Origin of the sequence: Pseudomonas sp. Z3-6 (assembly GCF_051131985.1) — a bacterium.
Taxonomy (GTDB): Bacteria; Pseudomonadota; Gammaproteobacteria; order Pseudomonadales; family Pseudomonadaceae; genus Aquipseudomonas; species Aquipseudomonas zanjanensis.
Window position 1 is genome coordinate 1207591 of the sequence record NZ_CP071644.1, and the last position, 16825, is coordinate 1224415.

A 16825-nucleotide genomic window follows, 5' to 3' on the forward strand; every position below is an offset into this window, starting at 1 on the left:
AAATTGCCAGTCGGATTGCCTGCCAACATGAGCGTGATCACCGAAGATAGCTTTGTCTTCCAGGCATCAGGTGCCTTGAGGCGGGAAGAGCTTTTTCCCATTCGCGAAGTTGCGCGTATGACCGGCGTGAATCCCGTTACCCTGCGCGCATGGGAGCGGCGCTACGGTTTAATCCAACCCACTCGCACCGAAAGTGGGCATCGCCTGTACTCTTTGAGTGATATCGAAAAAGTGCGCGGCATCCTGGCGTGGATAGACCGCGGGGTAGCCGTAAGCAAAGTGGGAAAGATTCTGGCGAAGACCGAGTCGGTGCAACCGGTCTCCACGCTTATTTCATCGGATCTGGTCAAGGCCGATTACGCCCAGTGGCAGCAACAGGTGGTGGCCGCGGTCGCCAACTTTGACGATGTGGAACTCGACCACGTTTATGGGCAAATTTTTTCCACCTACAGCGTGCCGGTCATCTTCCAGGACATCCTGATGCCGCTTTGGCGACAAATGCTGTGTCGCCAGCCGGAGTTCGGGCAAATCAGTGAGTGGGTGTTTTTCGATGGTTTCCTGCGTTCGCGCATCGTCCAGCGGCTTTTGCTCAAGCGCGAAAGTGGAGTGCCACGTGTCTTGGTCTGTGCCATCGCTGGCCAATGCCGTGAGCTGGAGTTGCTGGTCACGGCGCTGTTCCTGTCCAAGGCGGATGTGGGCGTCAGGGCGCTGTCGATCGGCCTGCCATTCAACGAGCTGACCTTGGTGTGCCAGAAGATCAAGCCGCTGGCATTGGTGCTGGTTTCCAATCATGCGCCGGTCCCGGAATTGCCCAAGCGCCTGGAAAAATTGGCGATGAGCCTGGATTGTCCGTTGATGTTGGCCGGTGATGCATCCGACCTGGCGCAGGAAAGCCTGGCGGGCTCGTCAGTCGCTTGCCTGGGTAACGAAGGAGCGTTGATGCGCCAGCGCCTGCGTCAATTTCTGGCAGGCAACCTCGACACCTGAGTGACTAGAGATGCATGGTGGGATGGGTGAGGCGATGTTGCTGCAGGATGTACTGGCGCAGGCGTTCGGTCTCGTCCTGGTCGTTCTGGTTCAAGTGATAGGCCAACAAACCTCGATCGGTTTCCCGTTCGAAGGAACCACGCAATGAAATCCTCTCGTAGCCTGACGGGCTGAACCACAAGGCAAATTGCTTGGGTGGCTTGGTGCGGCTGCGGTTTTCCAGCAATACACCCTTGCAGGACACTTCATGGACCCAAAGCGGTCCCGGCTGGCCCTTGATATTCTCCAGCGCCACCGGCTCGTCTAGCACCAGGCGCCACGGGCGGATCTTCGGTCCGTCCTCGTAGATGCTTGGCACACCCAGGCGCAGGTGCATCGCATGGAACTCGTCTTCCACCAGGTGCAGCGGAAAGGTCATTTGCTGGTTTTCGAAATTGGCTTGCAGCGTCACCTGCTCATTCGCTGCCAGGCGCGTCAGCAAGTCACGGATCTGCGACCCACCGTTGACCAGCAAGCTCGACGTGACATCCCGCTCATTCAACTGCGGGTTGTGTTGCATGGTCCGGATGAAATCCAGTTCATCCTGCGTCAGAAGGGCATCGCGCTGCATGGTCGGCTCGAAATGATAATTTACATATTCACTGGTGATTGTAGTGACTGACCATTAATTCGTGGTTTTGTTTGCACCGTTCGTCGCTTCTAGCCGTGCAATCGTTTCCCGGGCTTCGGCCAGCTCCTTTTCCAGCTGGATGACGCGTTGTTGAGCCTTGACCTCAGTCGTGACGTTTTTTTGCACACCAATGAAATAGGTGTGCCCGTCAGCCGAATTTTTCACCGTGGACAGTGACAATTCATTCCAGAACGGCGTGCCGTCCTTGCGGTAGTTGCGCAACACCTCGCGACAGGTACCTCCCTCTCTCAAGGCCTTGCGAATGGGCTCCAGGGAAGGTTGGTCCCGATCACCCGACTGCAGGAAGCGGCAATCCTGATAGAGGATTTCGTCGCGGTGATAGCCGGTCAATCGTTCGAAGGCTGGGTTCACGTAGATCAGGATGTTGTCTTCGCCTTCTTTTTCAGCGATGACAATCCCGTCGTTCGAAGCATCGATGACCAGTTGCATCAGTTGAGCGTTGATCATTGGAAAGCGCCCTTTGAACATTCCTTGATGCAACATCTTAAAAGAAATCGACAGGCTGTCCACTGGCCATCACTGCCGTTGAGAGCCATTCGCAGCCCGGCAGGTGCAGCTGTTACTATCCCGGCTCTTTTTTCAGGTTCAGGATCAGATCGATGAAAGTCGCCATTCTTTCCGGCTCAGTGTATGGCACCGCCGAAGAAGTCGCCCGGCACGCCGCCAAACTGCTTCGCGACGCGGGCTTCGACGCCTGGCACGACCCTCGCGCGACGTTGACGGATGTGCAGGCGTTCGCGCCAGAGGCCTTGCTGGCGGTGACGTCCACGACCGGCATGGGTGAGTTGCCAGACAGTTTGATGCCGTTGTATTCGATCATCCGCGACCAATTGCCAGGGTCCTTTCGCGGCTTGCCTGGCGCGGTGATCGGCCTGGGTGACGCCAGCTATGGGGACACCTTTTGCGCCGGCGGCGAGCAGATGGGCGAGTTGTTCGCCGAACTGGGCGTGCGCGAGGTGTTGCCGATGCTGCGCCTGGATGCCAGCGAAAGCGTCACCCCGGAAACCGATGCCGAGCCGTGGCTTGCCGAATTGATCGAAAAGTTGCGCCCCTGAAGCGAATCCGGTGACTCGTTTGGCCAGTAAGCTGGCTGCCAATGCAACTACCGCCTCTGAAAGACCTGACTAGACTGATTTTCTTGCGTAAGACGTTTTGATGACGAGACTCCTATAACTAGAAACCAGAGGTCAGAGCCGTGAGCGTAGCGCCCGTCCAAACGACACTCAGTATCAAGGAACAGGTCAGTGCCGCCGAATGGCAAACCCGGGTGGACCTGGCCGCCTGTTATCGGCTTGTCGCGCTGCATGGCTGGGATGACCTGATCTTCACCCATATCTCCGCGAAGGTCCCCGGCACCGAGGATTTCCTGATCAACCCCTTCGGGTTGATGTTCCATGAAGTCACCGCTTCGAGCCTGGTCAAGGTCGATCAGGCTGGCAACAAGTTGATGGACAGCCCCTACGACATCAACCCGGCCGGCTACACCATCCACAGCGCGGTGCATGAGGTGCGCCATGATGTCGCCTGTGTGTTGCACACCCACACCGCCGCCGGCGTTGCGGTATCGGCCCAGAAGCAAGGAGTGTTGCCGATCAGCCAACAAGCGCTGTTCGTGCTGTCGAGCCTGGCCTATCACGCCTACGAAGGGGTGGCCTTGAATCACGAAGAAAAGGCGCGCCTGCAGGCCGACCTGGGCGAATGCAATTTCCTGATGCTGCACAACCATGGCTTGCTGACATGCGGCGGCACCATCGCCGATACCTTCCTGATGATGTTTACCTTTCAACGGGCCTGTGACATCCAGGTCCTGGCCCAGAACGGCGGGGCCGAATTGATCGCCATCGAGCCGCAGATTCTGGCCGGCGCCCGAGCGATGATCGCCGGCGTGACCAAAAGCGCCCAGGGCATGGGCGGTGCGTTGGCCTGGCCGGCATTGCTGCGCAAGCTCGATCAACGCGATACCGGGTATAGCAGCTGATGCCCCTGGCCCAGATCCCCCTGCGTATCTGGCGCCAGCGCAGCCAGATCTTCCTGTTCCGTGGCCATGCCATCCGTTATTGGGTGGCGGGGCAGGGCGAGCCGCTGCTGTTGATCCACGGTTTCCCCACCGCCAGTTGGGATTGGCATTACCTGTGGCAACCCTTGGCGCAACGCTACCGGGTGATCGCATGTGACATGCTCGGTTTCGGCGACTCGGCCAAGCCGACGGATCACGTCTATAGCCTGCTGGAGCAGGCCGATCTGCAACAGGCCTTGCTGGCGCACCTGAGTGTGAAGGGCGCGGTGCATCTGCTGGCCCACGATTACGGCGACAGCGTGGCCCAGGAGCTGCTCGCGCGGCACTACGACGCGCGCATCCACCTCGCCAGTTGTGTCTTTCTCAATGGCGGTCTGTTCCCTGAAACCCACCGTCCGGTATGGGCCCAGAAAGTTCTGCTAAGTCCCCTGGGCTGGCTCTTGGGGCGAATGTTCTGCCGGGAAAGCCTGGCCAGCAGCTTTCGGCAGATTTTCGGGCCCTCGACCGGCCCTACCGAAAGCGAACTGGATGACTTCTGGAGCCTGGTGGAGGCCCATCGCGGTCCGCGGATCATGCACAAACTCATCGCCTATATTCCCGAGCGCCGTGTGCAGCGTGATCGCTGGGTGCAGGCGATGCAACGCGGCGAAGTGCCGTTGCGGGTGATCGATGGCGCGGTTGATCCGATTTCCGGTGAGCACATGGTGGCGCGCTACGAGGCCCTGATCCCCAACCCGGACACGGTGTTGCTGCCCGACATCGGCCACTATCCGCACACCGAGGCCCCGGTGCAGGTGCTCAAGCATTACCTGGCGTTTCGCGAAGCCATCGCCGTGCCGCACAGGCAAATGGCCTGTTCCTGACGACTTGGCATTTGTAGGAGCGAACCTGTGTGGGAGCGGGCTTGCTCGCGAAGGCGTCAGCACATTCAACATCCATTCTGACTGGAAAACCGCTTTCGCGAGCAAGCCCGCTCCCACAGTAGATCGAGGTTGAATACAGAATTTGTGGGCGACAAAAGTCCCGTGTGGGAGCGAGCCTGCTCGCGAAGGCGTCAGCACATTCAACATCCATTCTGACTGGAAAACCGCTTTCGCGAGCAAGCCCGCTCCCACAGTAGATCGAGGTTGAATACAGAATTTGTGAGCACCAAAATCCCCTGTGGGAGCGAGCCTGCTCGCGATGGCGTCAGCACATCCAACATCTGTCCTGACTGAAACACCGCTTTCGCGAGCAGGCTCGCTCCCACAGGGCTTGGGCCCGCATCATCCCCCCGCCTTATCGGCCACCATTCACTGGCAACCGTGTTGATTGTGACCGGTCGACAGGTGCCCGACACTCGTGCCCATTGTCCTATTCGCCTGCTGGAGTTCTGCCATGAGTGAGTCTGTGCGCTTCGAAGATAAAGTCGTGATCGTCACGGGAGCCGGCGGTGGCCTGGGACGCGCCCACGCGCTGCTATTCGCCAGACAAGGCGCGAAAGTGCTGGTCAACGACCTGGGCGGCTCGGCTCAAGGGGAAGGGGCCAATGCCTCGGCAGCGGACCGGGTGGTTGCCGAAATCCGTGACGCGGGCGGCATCGCCGAGGCCAACCATGACTCGGTAACCGACGGCGACAAGCTGGTCCAAAATGCGCTCGACGCGTTCGGTCGTGTCGATGTAGTGGTCAACAATGCCGGGATCCTGCGGGACAAGACGTTTCACAAAATGGACGACGCCGACTGGGACCTGGTCTACCGCGTCCACGTCGAGGGCGCCTACAAGGTGACCCGGGCCGCTTGGCCGCACCTGCGTGAGCAAAATTACGGGCGGGTGATCTTCACCGCATCCACCTCCGGCATCTACGGCAACTTCGGCCAATCCAACTACGGCATGGCCAAGCTTGGCCTCTATGGCTTGACCCGAACCCTGGCCATCGAAGGCCGCAAGAACAACATCCTGGTCAATGCCATCGCCCCCACCGGCGGCACCCGCATGACCGAAGGCCTGATCCCGCCGCAGGTGTTCGAGCAACTCAAGCCTGAACTCGTCAGCCCACTGGTGGTTTACCTGGCCAGCGAGACTTGCCAGGAAACCTCCGGCCTGTTCGAAGTGGGCGGCGGCTGGATGGGCAAGGTGCGCTGGGAACGCAGCCTGGGCGCTGGCTTCGATCCACGCAAAGGCTTTTCCCCTGAAGACGTCGCCGCCCATTGGCAGCAGATCTGCGATTTCCAGGATGCGGTACACCCGAATGACAACCTGGAAGCCTTGAAGGAAATGATGGCGAATCTGCAACGGCACGCCATTTAACAGTTATAGCCCGCGCCGGTTGCTGTCAGCACAGTAACCGGTTCAGGGAAAATACTTCTTCACCAGGGCCGCCAGGTTCGCGGCGGTCTCGACGTCCATCACACCGTCATACTTGGCCGGGCGAAAGTGCAACTGAAATGCTCTTACCAGGCGCTGGAAACCTGCACCGGTCGTGGCCGCCGAAGTGTCATAGCCGTATCGTTTGAATAGCCCGACCAATTGTTCGCGAAGAGGAATTCCATTGGCTCGATACGCCTGCATGAATTCTTCTTGAGTGGCGTCATCGAACCATGCACCCATGCCCTTGAGATACAACGCGTGCCAGGGGAACATCGGACCCGGATCGCTCTTGCGCCCGGCGGCGATATCCGAATGCGCTACCACATTGACCGGGCTGATGTCCTGGTAGCGCTTGAGAATGTCCAGTGCCAGGTATTCGATGGCCTCGATCTGCTGGGCCTTGTAGGGCGGAAAAGTTAATTGGCCTTGGTTATCGGTGGCCAGGTTGACAATTTCCACGCCGATCGAGCTGTCGTTCAGGTTGCTGCGATTTCCCCAACTGCTCACACCTGCATGCCAGGCCCGCTGGTTCTCGTCCACCAGGTTGAAAATCTGCGGTTCCTTGAAACCCTCTTTCAAATAGGTGGGGTCGGTGAAGTCGGGAATCAGGTAATGGGCGCTGACGGAAGGGCCGGTCAATGCATTGACGGACGATGCGAAGTTGCCGGCGGTGTAATGGAAAACCAAAAAACGAACGCGGCTGTTAAAACCTTTTTTTGAACGATAGCTTGTATTGTTTATTTGCATTCTCTGTACTCGCTGGTCAATAAATCGAAGCGATATGCTGCGATTGCTTTCAGCGTAACAGTGGTTTTTTTATGTGCGCGTAGTTGGATTCTGGCTTTGTTGTAGGAACGGGCGCTTAGAGGCTAAGGATTTTTTAATGGCGACAAAAAAGCCCTTTTGCTGCGGGCTAGCGGCAGCGAAAGGGCACCGATTTAAACAGAATCAGGATTGCTTGAATCCAGGTTTTCCATTGGAGGAACGCCAGGTTTTCACTTTGTGGACTATTTGTTCAGGAGTGTTATGGCCGTCTTCCGGATAATAGATTAGGTCTGAGCCGGAAGGGTGCTCTGAAATTCTTTCAAATTCTAGAACGGCTGCTGTGTGAGCTTTTTCCGAAGGATAATCCACGTAACAGATCTTTATCACGAATGCCAGGAATTCTGACTCAGTCATTTCCACTATCGCTTTGCTCATTGTTTGTGCTCTCGGTGGGTTTCAATGTGCCGTTTAGGTGTCATTACGTTAATGTTGTCAATGTTGTAAACCTCACCGCCTAGGTGAATGTATTTTTTGTGGTGCAGCTCATATTTGTTACGGCTGCCAGCGCGTTCAGCCTTGTTGACAATGGCTGACATCCCTTTCTTCATCAGCTCCAGGTTGTACTGATCAAATTGTTGGGAAAGTACCGGATCATTAGCAACCTCCCTCCAAAAAGCCTCCCGAAACGCCTTGAAGTTCCTAAATTCCTTCCCCCTCAACTGATCCGCAATCTGCGACGGAATGGCTGCCCCTTCACCTTTCGATGCTGCGTCCATCCACCCACCTGAAACCGGAGCCCCCATTCCCAGCGCAACCCCAGGGTCCTCCCGTCGATCCCTGAACATGACGTACAGAGGCGGCAGGCCTGAGTCGATTGGGAAAACGAAAACATAATCATCGAAGCTGTCTGCGGTTATTTCGGGGAATGGATCGATCCTTCCCTCTATGGGCGTTACCGATGCGCCTGTATAAACAGGCGGGGCGGGCGGCTCGGCGGGAAGGGTCGTGGAACTGTTTCCGGGTTGAACGACCGGCGTCCACATCAAGGTTCTGGGTGGGGTTTCTTCAGTTGTAGCGGTGTAGAGATTTTGTTGAGCGCTATAGGTAACCGGAACCACTTTGACTTTCGACGGATGGGTTATGCCGTCAGTGTTGATCACGAGGATTTCGGATTGACCATCCACGGTCGCTTGAGAAGTGAGGCGTACCGGCAAGTCGACGAATCTGTCGGTCGCCGCGATTGCATGCAAATCGTGGTGATGTGTCGGTGCGAGTTCCGAGAGTGGCGTGCTGAACGCATATCGCTCGGGCAATTCACCGTTCGCCAGCTTGGGCGAATAGAGCAGCGCCGCAAAACCCGCCAAGGTCGGCGCAGCCACTGCGGTGAGCGACTCGATAGCCATGGCGACTGCGGCTCGTAGCGCGGCCTGGATTGCCAAGGTCGCTTCCGAACTTATGGCCAGGCTACTGCCGACAAGCGTGAACACCGGACCGGCCGTGGCTGCCGCGCCAGGTATCGGATAGGCGCGCCCCGCCAGGACTTGTTCCAGTGCTTGTGCCTGGGCTACGCGTAGGATCTCGGCTTCGGCTGCCTTGCGTGCCTCTTCCGCGGAAGCCCATTCAGAAGAATTGTTAAAGACGGTATAGATGGGCGGAATACCCGACTCAACCGGGAACACCGTGACGAATCCACTACCAAAATCGTAATCCTCCAGATCCGAATTCTTCTCGACCCCTCCGGTTATGGCCCAGGGGGTCCCGCCCTCATAGAGGTCGATCTTCGGCACGATCGATGGCAGTGTCGTGGATGCTTCCGTTTCTTTTACGATAGGCGTCCAGGTCATCAAGGTGGATGAGCCATCTGGGCTGTAGGATTTGTAGACGTTGCTGTGAGGGTCGAGTGTTGCAAGCCTGACCGGCACGCTGGAGGGCACCGATGTTCCGTCGGCACTCGCAACGACGAACATCATTTCGTCGTCGGCGGTCATGGAACCCAGCACCACCGGGAGATTGGCCTCTCCTTTCGATGTTGCGATTGCCAGCAAATCATCGGTGTTGGCTGGAGCTAGTTCTGACAGCGGAACACTCAGGGCGTAGCGTTCTTCGTTGCCCAGCTCCGACGGGTCAATCAGTGACGCGAACCATGCAACAGTGGGTGATGCCATTGCGGTAACTGTTTTTAGGGTCGCCGAAACCGCGGTGCGCAACTCATCCGTGATGCCCGAGGCGGTCACCCGGTTGGGAGCGAAGGTCCCGCCTGCGATTGTAAATACTGGGCCGGCGGCTGCCGCGGCGCCCGATACAGGAAATGTACGGGTAGCCCGGGCTGGTTGACGTGCCTTTTGAACTTCTGCCTGACGCCTCGCTTCCTCCGCCTCAAGTTCTTCAGCAGCGGCCCACCTTTTGGCCTCCCATAAGGCCATGGCGGCATCGTGGGCTTGTTTAGCAGCTACTGTTGTGGCAATCCGCGTAATCCGTGCTCGTTCTTCAGCAGCGCGTTTAGCCTCGGCTTCGGCGGCCTTGCGCGCCTGTTCCTGAGCCACGCGTTTGGCTTCAACTTGAGCCTTTGCCCGAGCCTCAGCGGCTTTTTTTGCGTTTGCCTGGGCAATGGCTTTGTTGTGTGCGGTTAAGCGAGCATCCAATAGCTTGATCTGCTCAGCCAGGAATTTTGCCTCGTACGCCGCAGCATAAGAGACATTCCACTTGGAAATTGCTTTGTAGTAAGCCCTTTGTCCTCCGCGACGGCCAACGAGCTCGAACCCCTTACGACGAGCGTCTTGAAACTTGTGAGTCAGTGGATCATGACCATAATAAAGATTGGCTATCGCTATATGTTCTTGATGATCTTTTCTCGCTTTGAACAGTTGTAGCTTGAGTGTTCGTAATTCAATTTCGGCCGCATCGGTTCCACGCGGGACCACCGCAGCAACGGCTGCTCTTGTTTTTGCGAGTTCGGCGTTGGTTATATGGGTGATATTTTTGATATTTTCTTTGAAGAGCTCTTCGGTGGATGTGTTACTTTCATCCAGCCAATCAATGGCATAATCAACGGCATCGTATGCACGATCGGAGTGGTCTGGGCCTGATACGCCTCTTGCGCTAAATCCATAACCATTAGATGACGAAGGCGTGCGGGGTATGCCTCTATTCACAAGGATATTTTTTTCTTGCTGCATATCGAGTTCCTTTCGAATCGAATCTGAATAGCCATGCCGTGACTCAATACGTGCAGTCGTTCATGGCTATTTCCTTGGTCGCCCATCCTGCGCGACCAAGGAAACTATAAGTTCGAACTCCACATGCAGGCAGGTGAGCCTTTCCGACAACACTGTAGGAAACAAGAAGTTTTAACTCGGAAACAGTCGCACATAAAAAAGGCCGCTGTAAAAACAGCGGCCTAAGCGTGACGTTGCAAAGGAGCTACAAACCAACGTCGATAAGCACGGGATGATGGACCGATGCGCCAATCCATCCGAATGACGGTGCGCCAGGCGTGAGGGGTGCCGTGGCGACTTGCGTTTGCAGGCCCGTTGCCCTGCAAGCCCGGCCAGCATAGGGATCGAGCCCGGTGGGAAACAGCCCGGATCCGGACATGCACCGTTGCAGGGCGCGTAACAGTCGTCGGCGAGGCAGGGGTATGCGCGGCGCTGATAGCCCATCATCCAATCCATCCATGCACGCCTCAAAGGCCCGATGTGCAAGGGCTGTCATCCTTTGGAGGTACAGCGTGAATACCTCCTTGGTGCGCTTATCGCCCATAGCATCCGGCAGTAGGGTGAAGGCTCTGTCACTCATCGGGGAAGACGCATGACAACAATAACAATGCGCGCCATCTTCAAGCCGCAGGCGCTGGCCGTCGCGGTGGCCTTGGGTTGCTGTGCCCAGGCGCAGGCCGTTTCATTCAACATTGGCGAGATCGAGGGTCAGTTCGATTCGTCGCTGTCCGTGGGCGCGAGCTGGGGCATGCGCGATGCCGACAAGGACCTGGTCGGTACGGTCAATGGTGGTACGGGCCAATCCTCCACCGGTGATGATGGACGGCTGAATTTCAAGAAAGGCGAGACCTTTTCAAAAATCTTCAAGGGCCTGCACGACCTCGAGCTCAAGTACGGCGATACCGGTGTGTTCGTGCGCGGCAAGTACTGGTACGACTTCGAGCTCAAGGATGAAGGCCGCGAGTTCAAGGACATCAGCGACAGCAATCGCAAGGAGGGCGCCAAGTCCTCGGGGGCGCAGATTCTTGATGCCTTCGTCTACCACAACTATTCCATCGCCGATTTGCCAGGCACTGTTCGCGCCGGCAAGCAGGTGGTCAGTTGGGGGGAAAGTACTTTCATCGGCAACTCCATCAACAGCATCAACCCGGTGGACGTGTCCGCGTTCCGTCGCCCCGGTGCGGAGATCAAGGAAGGCCTGATTCCGGTGAACATGCTGTTCGCCTCCCAGGGGCTGACCGACAAACTCACCATCGAAGGGTTCTACCAGTTGGAGTGGGACCAGACCGTGGTGGATAACTGCGGTACGTTCTTCGGCAACGACGTGGTGGCTGACGGTTGCACCAGTGGCTACACCGTAGGCAGCCCGGCGATTGCGCCGTTCGTGCCCTTGACCCAGGCATTCGGCGAGGAGATCCAGGTGTCCAGCGAAGGGGTGATCATTCCCCGTGGCGGCGATCGTGACGCCCGGGACTCCGGCCAGTGGGGCACGGCGTTGCGCTGGCTTGGCGATGACACCGAGTACGGCCTGTACTTCATGAATTACCACAGCCGTACGCCTACTGTCGGAACCACCACGGCGGGGCTCTCGACGCTGGCGGCGTTGCCGGGCATGGTCGCGATTGCCAACGGGCTGGCCCCCGGCAGCGGCGCGGGCCTGGCGCAGAGCGTGATGTTGGGTCGCGGTGGGTATTACCTTGAATACCCAGAAGACATCCGCCTGTACGGCGCCAGTTTCTCCACGACGCTGCCCACCGGCACCGCCTGGACCGGGGAAGTCAGCTACCGTCCCAACGCGCCGGTGCAGGTCAATACCAACGACCTGACCCTGGCCCTGGTCAACCCGATTGCCGGTGGCGCCGCATCGCCCATCGCCACCTCGCCTGGCGCCGACAACACCGGTTACCGCCGCAAGGAAATCACCCAGGTCCAGAGCACCCTGACGCATTTCTTCGACCAGGTATTGGGCGCTGACCGCCTGACCTTGGTCGGCGAAGCGGCGGTGGTGCATGTCGGTGGCCTGGAGTCCAAGGACACGCTGCGTTATGGCCGGGATTCGGTCTATGGCCAATACGGCTTCCAGGGCGACACCGACGGTTTCGTCACTTCGACGTCCTGGGGTTATCGCGCCCGGGCGATTCTCGATTACTCCAACGTGATCGGCGGGGTTAACTTCAAGCCCAACCTGTCCTGGTCCCACGACGTGGCGGGCTATGGCCCCAATGGTTTGTTCAACGAAGGCGCCAAGGCCGTCAGTGTTGGTGTCGATGCCGATTACCGCAACACCTACACCGCCAGCTTGAGCTACACCGACTTTTTTGGCGGCGATTACAACGTTCTCGAAGACCGCGATTTCCTCGCGCTGAGCTTCGGCGTGAACTTCTGATCTGGCTGACAAGGAAAACCCAATGCGCAAGATGATCCTGCAATGCGGTGCCCTGGCCTTGAGCCTGCTGGCCGTGAACGTGATGGCGGCGGTGTCGCCGGAGGAAGCGAACAAACTGGGCACCAGCCTTACGCCGTTGGGCGCGGAAAAAGCCGGCAATGCCGATGGCTCGATTCCGGCCTGGACTGGCGGCATCCCGAAAAACGCCGGGGCGGTGGACAGCAAGGGCTTTCTGGCCGACCCGTTCGCCAATGAAAAACCACTGTTCACCATCACCGCCGCGACTGTGGACAAGTACAAGGACAAACTCTCCGAAGGGCAGGTCGCGATGTTCAAGCGCTACCCGGAGACTTACAAGATCCCGGTCTACCCGACCCATCGCAGTGTCGGCCTGCCGCCGGAAATCTACGAGTCGGCCAAGCGCAGCGCCCTCAATGTAACGTCCATCAACGACGGTAACGGCTTGTCGAATTTTACCGGCAACCGCTACTACGCCTTCCCGATTCCCAAGAACGGCGTGGAAGTGCTGTGGAACCACGTTACCCGTTATCACGGTGGCAACCTGCGCCGGGTCATCACCCAGGTCACGCCGCAGACCAATGGCAGCTTCACGCCGATCCGCTTCGAAGAAGAAATCGCCGTGCCGTTCCTGATCAAGGACGCCGACCCGGAAAAGGCCAGCAACGTGCTGACCTATTTCAAGCAATCGGTCACCGCTCCGGCGCGCCTGGCCGGTAACGTGTTGCTGGTGCATGAGACCCTCGACCAAGTGAAGGAGCCGCGCCTGGCATGGATCTACAACGCCGGCCAGCGCCGTGTGCGTCGCGCCCCGCAAGTGGCCTACGACGGCCCGGGTACCGCCGCCGACGGGTTGCGTACCTCCGACAACTTCGACCTGTTTTCCGGGGCGCCGGACCGCTACGACTGGAAGCTGATCGGCAAGAAGGAAATGTACATTCCATACAACAGCTACAAACTCGATTCGCCGAGCCTCAAGTACGACGATGTGGTCAAGGCCGGCCACATCAACCAAGACCTGACCCGCTACGAGCTGCACCGGGTCTGGGAAGTGGTGGGGACGGTCAAGCCCAGCGAGCGGCACATTTATGCCAAGCGCCACATGTACATCGACGAGGACAGCTGGCAGGCGGCGCTGGTGGATCACTATGACGGTCGCGGCCAACTGTGGCGGGTGGCCGAAGGTCATGCCCAGTTCTATTACGACCATCAGAACCCGGGCTACACCCTTGAAGCGCTCTACGACATCATCGCCGGCCGCTACATCGCGCTGGGGATGAAGAACGAAGAGAAGCACAGTTACGAGTACGGCTTCGAGGCCAGGGCGGCCGACTACACGCCGGCGGCGTTGCGTTCGACCGGGGTTCGGTAAGTCCTTTCCTGAGTGATGAGGGCTCGTGGCGAGGGAGCTTGCTCCCGCTGGGGCGCGCAGCGGCCCTGAAACCAGGCAGCTCGATGTATCAGGTGCATCGAGTGGTCCTTTTTGAGGCTGCTGCGCAGCCTAGCGGGAGCAAGCTCCCTCGCCACGGGACCGAGTCTGATTTGATCCAGACATGACGACCGGCAGCGCCCCTGCCGGTCGTTTTTTTATGGGCGCCAATCAGCGCGCTGAATACTTCTCCAAAGGTCGGCGACACAGGTCTAGGGTGGTGAGATAACAATAAACAGGATCGCCCACATGACCGCCATGACCCCGTGTCCGGACCGTCCAGGATTGCTGCCTCGCCTGTCCTCGACGCATGTGCCGCGGCGGTCCCTGAGCGAGCCGCTGCTGATTTCCGAAGCGCGGGTAAAGCTGCTCTGCGCGCCGGCGGGCAGTGGCAAGAGTGCGTTGTTTGCCGAGTGTTTTTTGCAGGCTCCCAGTGACTGCCGGCTGCATTGGTTGCCCCTGGGGGGCGCGGCGTTGAGCACGGTGCAAATGTGCGAGTGCCTGGCACAGACCCTCGGGTTGCCGATGCTGGACGAAGCGGGGCTGTTGGCTCATCTGGCGCGTTTGCAAACGCCCACCTGGTTGTTCCTGGACGACTATTGCCGGGTACCGAATCCCGAACTGGACCAGTTGCTCGACCGTCTGTTGAATACCAGCAGTCCGGCGTTGCACCTTTGGCTCAACGGTCGCCGTCGTCCCCATTGCAACTGGCCGCGGCTGCTGCTCGACGACGAGCTGCATGAGCTTGACCCGCAGGCGCTGTTTTTCACCCCTGACGATGTCGAGCCCCTGCTTCGTCATCTGCCCGGTCCCCAGGCTGCCCGCACGGCCCGCGAGGTGATCCAGCGCAGTGGCGGCTGGTGTGCCGGGGTGCGCATCAGCTTGCTTGAGCGCTGCGAATGGGCACGCAGTCATGTGGCGCCGGGACGGCCGCGAACCTTGGTCGACTACTTGGAGTACGAGCTGTTCAGCACGCTGACCCCGGAACTGGCAGAGGCCTGGCGGGTGCTGGCGCATCTGCCGCGCTTCAATGCACGGCTGTGCGAGCACCTGTTCGGCGACACGGTGGGCGCGCAATGCCTGCCGTTGTTGCTGGAGCTGGGTTGTTTCATCGAACCGTGGGAGCAGACCTCGGATTGGTTGCAGATTTTCCCGGCCCTGGCCCGGTTGGTGCGTGAAGAGCCCTGGTCCCAGGGCCGCTCCTGGCATCGACGGGCCTGCCAATGGTTTGCGGCCGAGCAGGACTGGCAAATGGCATTCGAGCAAGCGATGTTGGCCGAGGAGTTCGAGACCGCCGTCAGTTTCTTGCAGCATTTGAGCTTCGAGCACGTCTTGCAGCGCCGCAACGTGGTGCTGTTGCTGAGCTTGCACGATCAACAAGGCGACGCGCTGACCCTCGGTACGCCGCAATCGGTGGGGCTGGTCACCGCTGCGCTGTTGTTCGCCGGGCGCTTCGACCAGGCGTCAATGTGCATCGAACAACTGGCCAGATTTATGCCGCAGCCTTCGGCCTGTCGGCAGCGACAGGTGCTGGCCAGGTGGCAGGTCTTGCAGGGCTGGTTGTTGCATCTCTCGGGCGATGGCGAACCGGCGCGCGAGCATTTTCTCCAGGCCCAGGCCAGCCTGGACACGGAGGCCTGGTCCCAACGGGTGCTGTGCCTGGGTGGGCTGACGCAGCAGGCGCTGCTGGCTGGCGATCTGGCCTCGGCGCAATGGATCAACCGCCAGGCGTTGTGCCTGGCGCGTGCACAGGGTTCGCTGGTCTTCGAGGGCTTGCTGGAGCTGGATCACGCCCAGGTTCTGGAGCAACGCGGCGCACCGCATCGGGCCGATCATTTACTGGCCGCCGTCCAGGCGCTGCTGGATAAACCGGGCCAGGATTTTTCTCCGTTGTTGGGGCGTATTGCCTTGCGGCGCGGGCGCCTGGCGCTGCGCATGGGCTTTGAGGAACTGGCCGCCGAGCACTTTCAAACCGGCCTGGAAACGGGCCTGCTCAGCCAGGACAAACAGGTGCTCTATGGCTTTCTCGGCAAGGCCTGCCTGGCGGCCAACCAAGGCGACTATGGCGAGGCCTTCATGCATTTGCGTGATGCCGAGCGGACCATGCAGCAGCGGCACATCCCCGACACCGTTTACCGCGGCGTGTTGCTGCAAACCAGCTGCCAGTTCTGGTTGCAGCAGGGACGGGCGGAACTGGCCTATGAAGCCTTGACCCGAGTCTTGCGGCACTTTCGCGGACCCCAGGCCAAGCACGCGCCTCCCGCGACCCTGGAGTTGATCGCGCGACTTGAATACCTGCTGGTGCTCGCCGAGGTCTACTTGCAACGGGCGCAGGAACCACAGGTGCGCCTGCAGGCCATGATCGCCCAGGCACAGCACGGTGAAATGCACAGCCTGGAAACCGAACTGCACCTGGTGCTGACAGAGGTCGTCTGGTTGTCCGGCGATCGTGCCCAGGCCCGTTCACTTTTGCAGGAAGGTCTCAAGCGAGTTACTTGCTGGCGGGCCCAGCAAGCCTTATGCGAGCTGCGCTTGCGCCAGCCCGAGCTGTTGCGCTGGGGCCAATCGGCAGAACAGGTCGAGTCGCCTGCCACCGTCGAGGACACCTTGCTCAGTCATCGCGAACTGGAGGTCCTGGAGCTGATTGCCCAAGGTCATTCAAACCAACAGATAGCCGAACAGTTGTTCATATCACTGCATACGGTGAAAACCCATGCGCGACGAATCCACAGCAAGTTGGGCGTACAACGGCGTACGCAAGCGGTGGCGAAAGCCAAGGTCATGGGGGTGATGGGTTAGGGCGATGAATGCTTGAAACTTCACGCACGCTTACACTTACTTTTTTACAGTCGGCTATTAGCCTGTGTATAACGGCGTGACTGAAGTTCAGCGATAAGTTGCGACTTCAGTTGAACCGAGATGCCGTGCTGTTGCATTCAACCGCACCATCAATAACGGCTCGAACAGG

13 protein-coding genes are annotated in these 16825 nt (G+C 58.9%); 8 read left to right on the top strand and 5 right to left on the bottom strand.

Annotation, left to right across the window (positions count from 1 at the left end):
* Positions 1 to 27 precede the first annotated feature (27 nt).
* On the top strand, positions 28 to 987 hold the full coding sequence (locus tag J3P88_RS05535; protein WP_434574380.1) for a MerR family transcriptional regulator: 960 nt from the start codon (positions 28 to 30) through the stop codon (positions 985 to 987).
* Between the two features lie 4 nt (positions 988 to 991).
* Here J3P88_RS05535 and J3P88_RS05540 read toward each other — a convergent pair whose 3' ends face one another.
* Positions 992 to 1597 carry a hypothetical protein gene (locus J3P88_RS05540; protein ID WP_186729776.1) on the bottom strand — a complete coding sequence of 202 codons (606 nt, stop codon included), beginning with the start codon at positions 1595 to 1597 and terminating at the stop codon, positions 992 to 994.
* 54 nt (positions 1598 to 1651) lie between these two features.
* Complete coding sequence (locus tag J3P88_RS05545; RefSeq protein ID WP_434576358.1) at positions 1652 to 2125, bottom strand: PAS domain-containing protein; 474 nt, start codon at positions 2123 to 2125, stop codon at positions 1652 to 1654.
* A 152-nt stretch (positions 2126 to 2277) separates the two neighbouring features.
* Here J3P88_RS05545 and J3P88_RS05550 point away from each other — a divergent pair, with 152 nt between their 5' ends.
* The 4 genes from J3P88_RS05550 (at position 2278) to J3P88_RS05565 (ending at position 5984) form a co-directional block, all read left to right on the top strand.
* Complete coding sequence (locus tag J3P88_RS05550; RefSeq protein WP_186705054.1) at positions 2278 to 2733, top strand: flavodoxin; 456 nt, start codon at positions 2278 to 2280, stop codon at positions 2731 to 2733.
* Positions 2734 to 2873: 140 nt separating this feature from the next.
* Entirely contained in the window at positions 2874 to 3656 is a 783-nt protein-coding gene (locus J3P88_RS05555) for a class II aldolase/adducin family protein (RefSeq protein WP_434574381.1), read from the top strand.
* The gene (locus J3P88_RS05560) at positions 3656 to 4558 is read left to right on the top strand and encodes an alpha/beta fold hydrolase (RefSeq protein ID WP_186705056.1); all 903 of its coding nucleotides are present in this window, start codon (positions 3656 to 3658) and stop codon (positions 4556 to 4558) included. Before J3P88_RS05555 ends, J3P88_RS05560 begins: the two co-directional genes overlap by 1 nt.
* Positions 4559 to 5072: 514 nt before the next feature.
* A complete protein-coding gene (locus tag J3P88_RS05565; protein ID WP_186705057.1) occupies positions 5073 to 5984 on the top strand; it encodes an SDR family oxidoreductase in 912 nt (303 codons plus the stop codon).
* A gap of 42 nt (positions 5985 to 6026) precedes the next feature.
* Here the strand turns inward: J3P88_RS05565 and J3P88_RS05570 are convergent, their stop codons facing one another.
* From J3P88_RS05570 to J3P88_RS05580, 3 genes are all read right to left on the bottom strand, one after another.
* Positions 6027 to 6791, bottom strand: coding sequence for an N-acetylmuramoyl-L-alanine amidase (locus J3P88_RS05570; RefSeq protein ID WP_434574382.1), 765 nt, complete (start codon positions 6789 to 6791; stop codon positions 6027 to 6029).
* A 201-nt stretch (positions 6792 to 6992) separates the two neighbouring features.
* The gene (locus tag J3P88_RS05575; protein WP_434574383.1) at positions 6993 to 7244 is read right to left on the bottom strand and encodes a bacteriocin immunity protein; all 252 of its coding nucleotides are present in this window, start codon (positions 7242 to 7244) and stop codon (positions 6993 to 6995) included.
* A complete protein-coding gene (locus J3P88_RS05580) occupies positions 7241 to 9985 on the bottom strand; it encodes an S-type pyocin domain-containing protein (RefSeq protein WP_434574384.1) in 2745 nt (914 codons plus the stop codon). The genes J3P88_RS05575 and J3P88_RS05580 overlap by 4 nt, the downstream gene beginning before the upstream one ends.
* A gap of 631 nt (positions 9986 to 10616) precedes the next feature.
* On the opposite strand from J3P88_RS05580, the gene J3P88_RS05585 reads away from it, so the two are divergent.
* The 3 genes from J3P88_RS05585 (at position 10617) to J3P88_RS05595 (ending at position 16656) form a co-directional block, all read left to right on the top strand.
* Positions 10617 to 12410: a DUF1302 domain-containing protein gene (locus tag J3P88_RS05585; RefSeq protein WP_186729772.1), complete on the top strand. Its 1794-nt coding sequence runs from the start codon at positions 10617 to 10619 to the stop codon at positions 12408 to 12410.
* A 22-nt stretch (positions 12411 to 12432) separates the two neighbouring features.
* On the top strand, positions 12433 to 13800 hold the full coding sequence (locus J3P88_RS05590) for a DUF1329 domain-containing protein (RefSeq protein ID WP_186705062.1): 1368 nt from the start codon (positions 12433 to 12435) through the stop codon (positions 13798 to 13800).
* Positions 13801 to 14106: 306 nt separating this feature from the next.
* Positions 14107 to 16656 (top strand): LuxR C-terminal-related transcriptional regulator, encoded by a 2550-nt coding sequence (locus J3P88_RS05595; RefSeq protein ID WP_434574385.1) that lies wholly within the window; start codon positions 14107 to 14109, stop codon positions 16654 to 16656.
* The last annotated feature ends 169 nt before the right edge of the window (positions 16657 to 16825 follow it).

What these genes read in the sequence shown, in the direction of transcription:
- J3P88_RS05585 (WP_186729772.1), top strand. Translation starts at nt 10,617, where the DNA reads ATGACAACAATAACAATGCGCGCCATCTTCAAGCCGCAGGCGCTGGCC.
- J3P88_RS05580 (WP_434574384.1), bottom strand. Translation starts at nt 9,985, where the DNA reads ATGCAGCAAGAAAAAAATATCCTTGTGAATAGAGGCATACCCCGCACG.
- J3P88_RS05540 (WP_186729776.1), bottom strand. Translation starts at nt 1,597, where the DNA reads ATGCAGCGCGATGCCCTTCTGACGCAGGATGAACTGGATTTCATCCGG.
- J3P88_RS05545 (WP_434576358.1), bottom strand. Translation starts at nt 2,125, where the DNA reads ATGATCAACGCTCAACTGATGCAACTGGTCATCGATGCTTCGAACGAC.
- J3P88_RS05590 (WP_186705062.1), top strand. Translation starts at nt 12,433, where the DNA reads ATGCGCAAGATGATCCTGCAATGCGGTGCCCTGGCCTTGAGCCTGCTG.
- J3P88_RS05570 (WP_434574382.1), bottom strand. Translation starts at nt 6,791, where the DNA reads ATGCAAATAAACAATACAAGCTATCGTTCAAAAAAAGGTTTTAACAGC.
- J3P88_RS05575 (WP_434574383.1), bottom strand. Translation starts at nt 7,244, where the DNA reads ATGAGCAAAGCGATAGTGGAAATGACTGAGTCAGAATTCCTGGCATTC.
- J3P88_RS05535 (WP_434574380.1), top strand. Translation starts at nt 28, where the DNA reads ATGAGCGTGATCACCGAAGATAGCTTTGTCTTCCAGGCATCAGGTGCC.
- J3P88_RS05550 (WP_186705054.1), top strand. Translation starts at nt 2,278, where the DNA reads ATGAAAGTCGCCATTCTTTCCGGCTCAGTGTATGGCACCGCCGAAGAA.
- J3P88_RS05595 (WP_434574385.1), top strand. Translation starts at nt 14,107, where the DNA reads ATGACCGCCATGACCCCGTGTCCGGACCGTCCAGGATTGCTGCCTCGC.
- J3P88_RS05560 (WP_186705056.1), top strand. Translation starts at nt 3,656, where the DNA reads ATGCCCCTGGCCCAGATCCCCCTGCGTATCTGGCGCCAGCGCAGCCAG.
- J3P88_RS05565 (WP_186705057.1), top strand. Translation starts at nt 5,073, where the DNA reads ATGAGTGAGTCTGTGCGCTTCGAAGATAAAGTCGTGATCGTCACGGGA.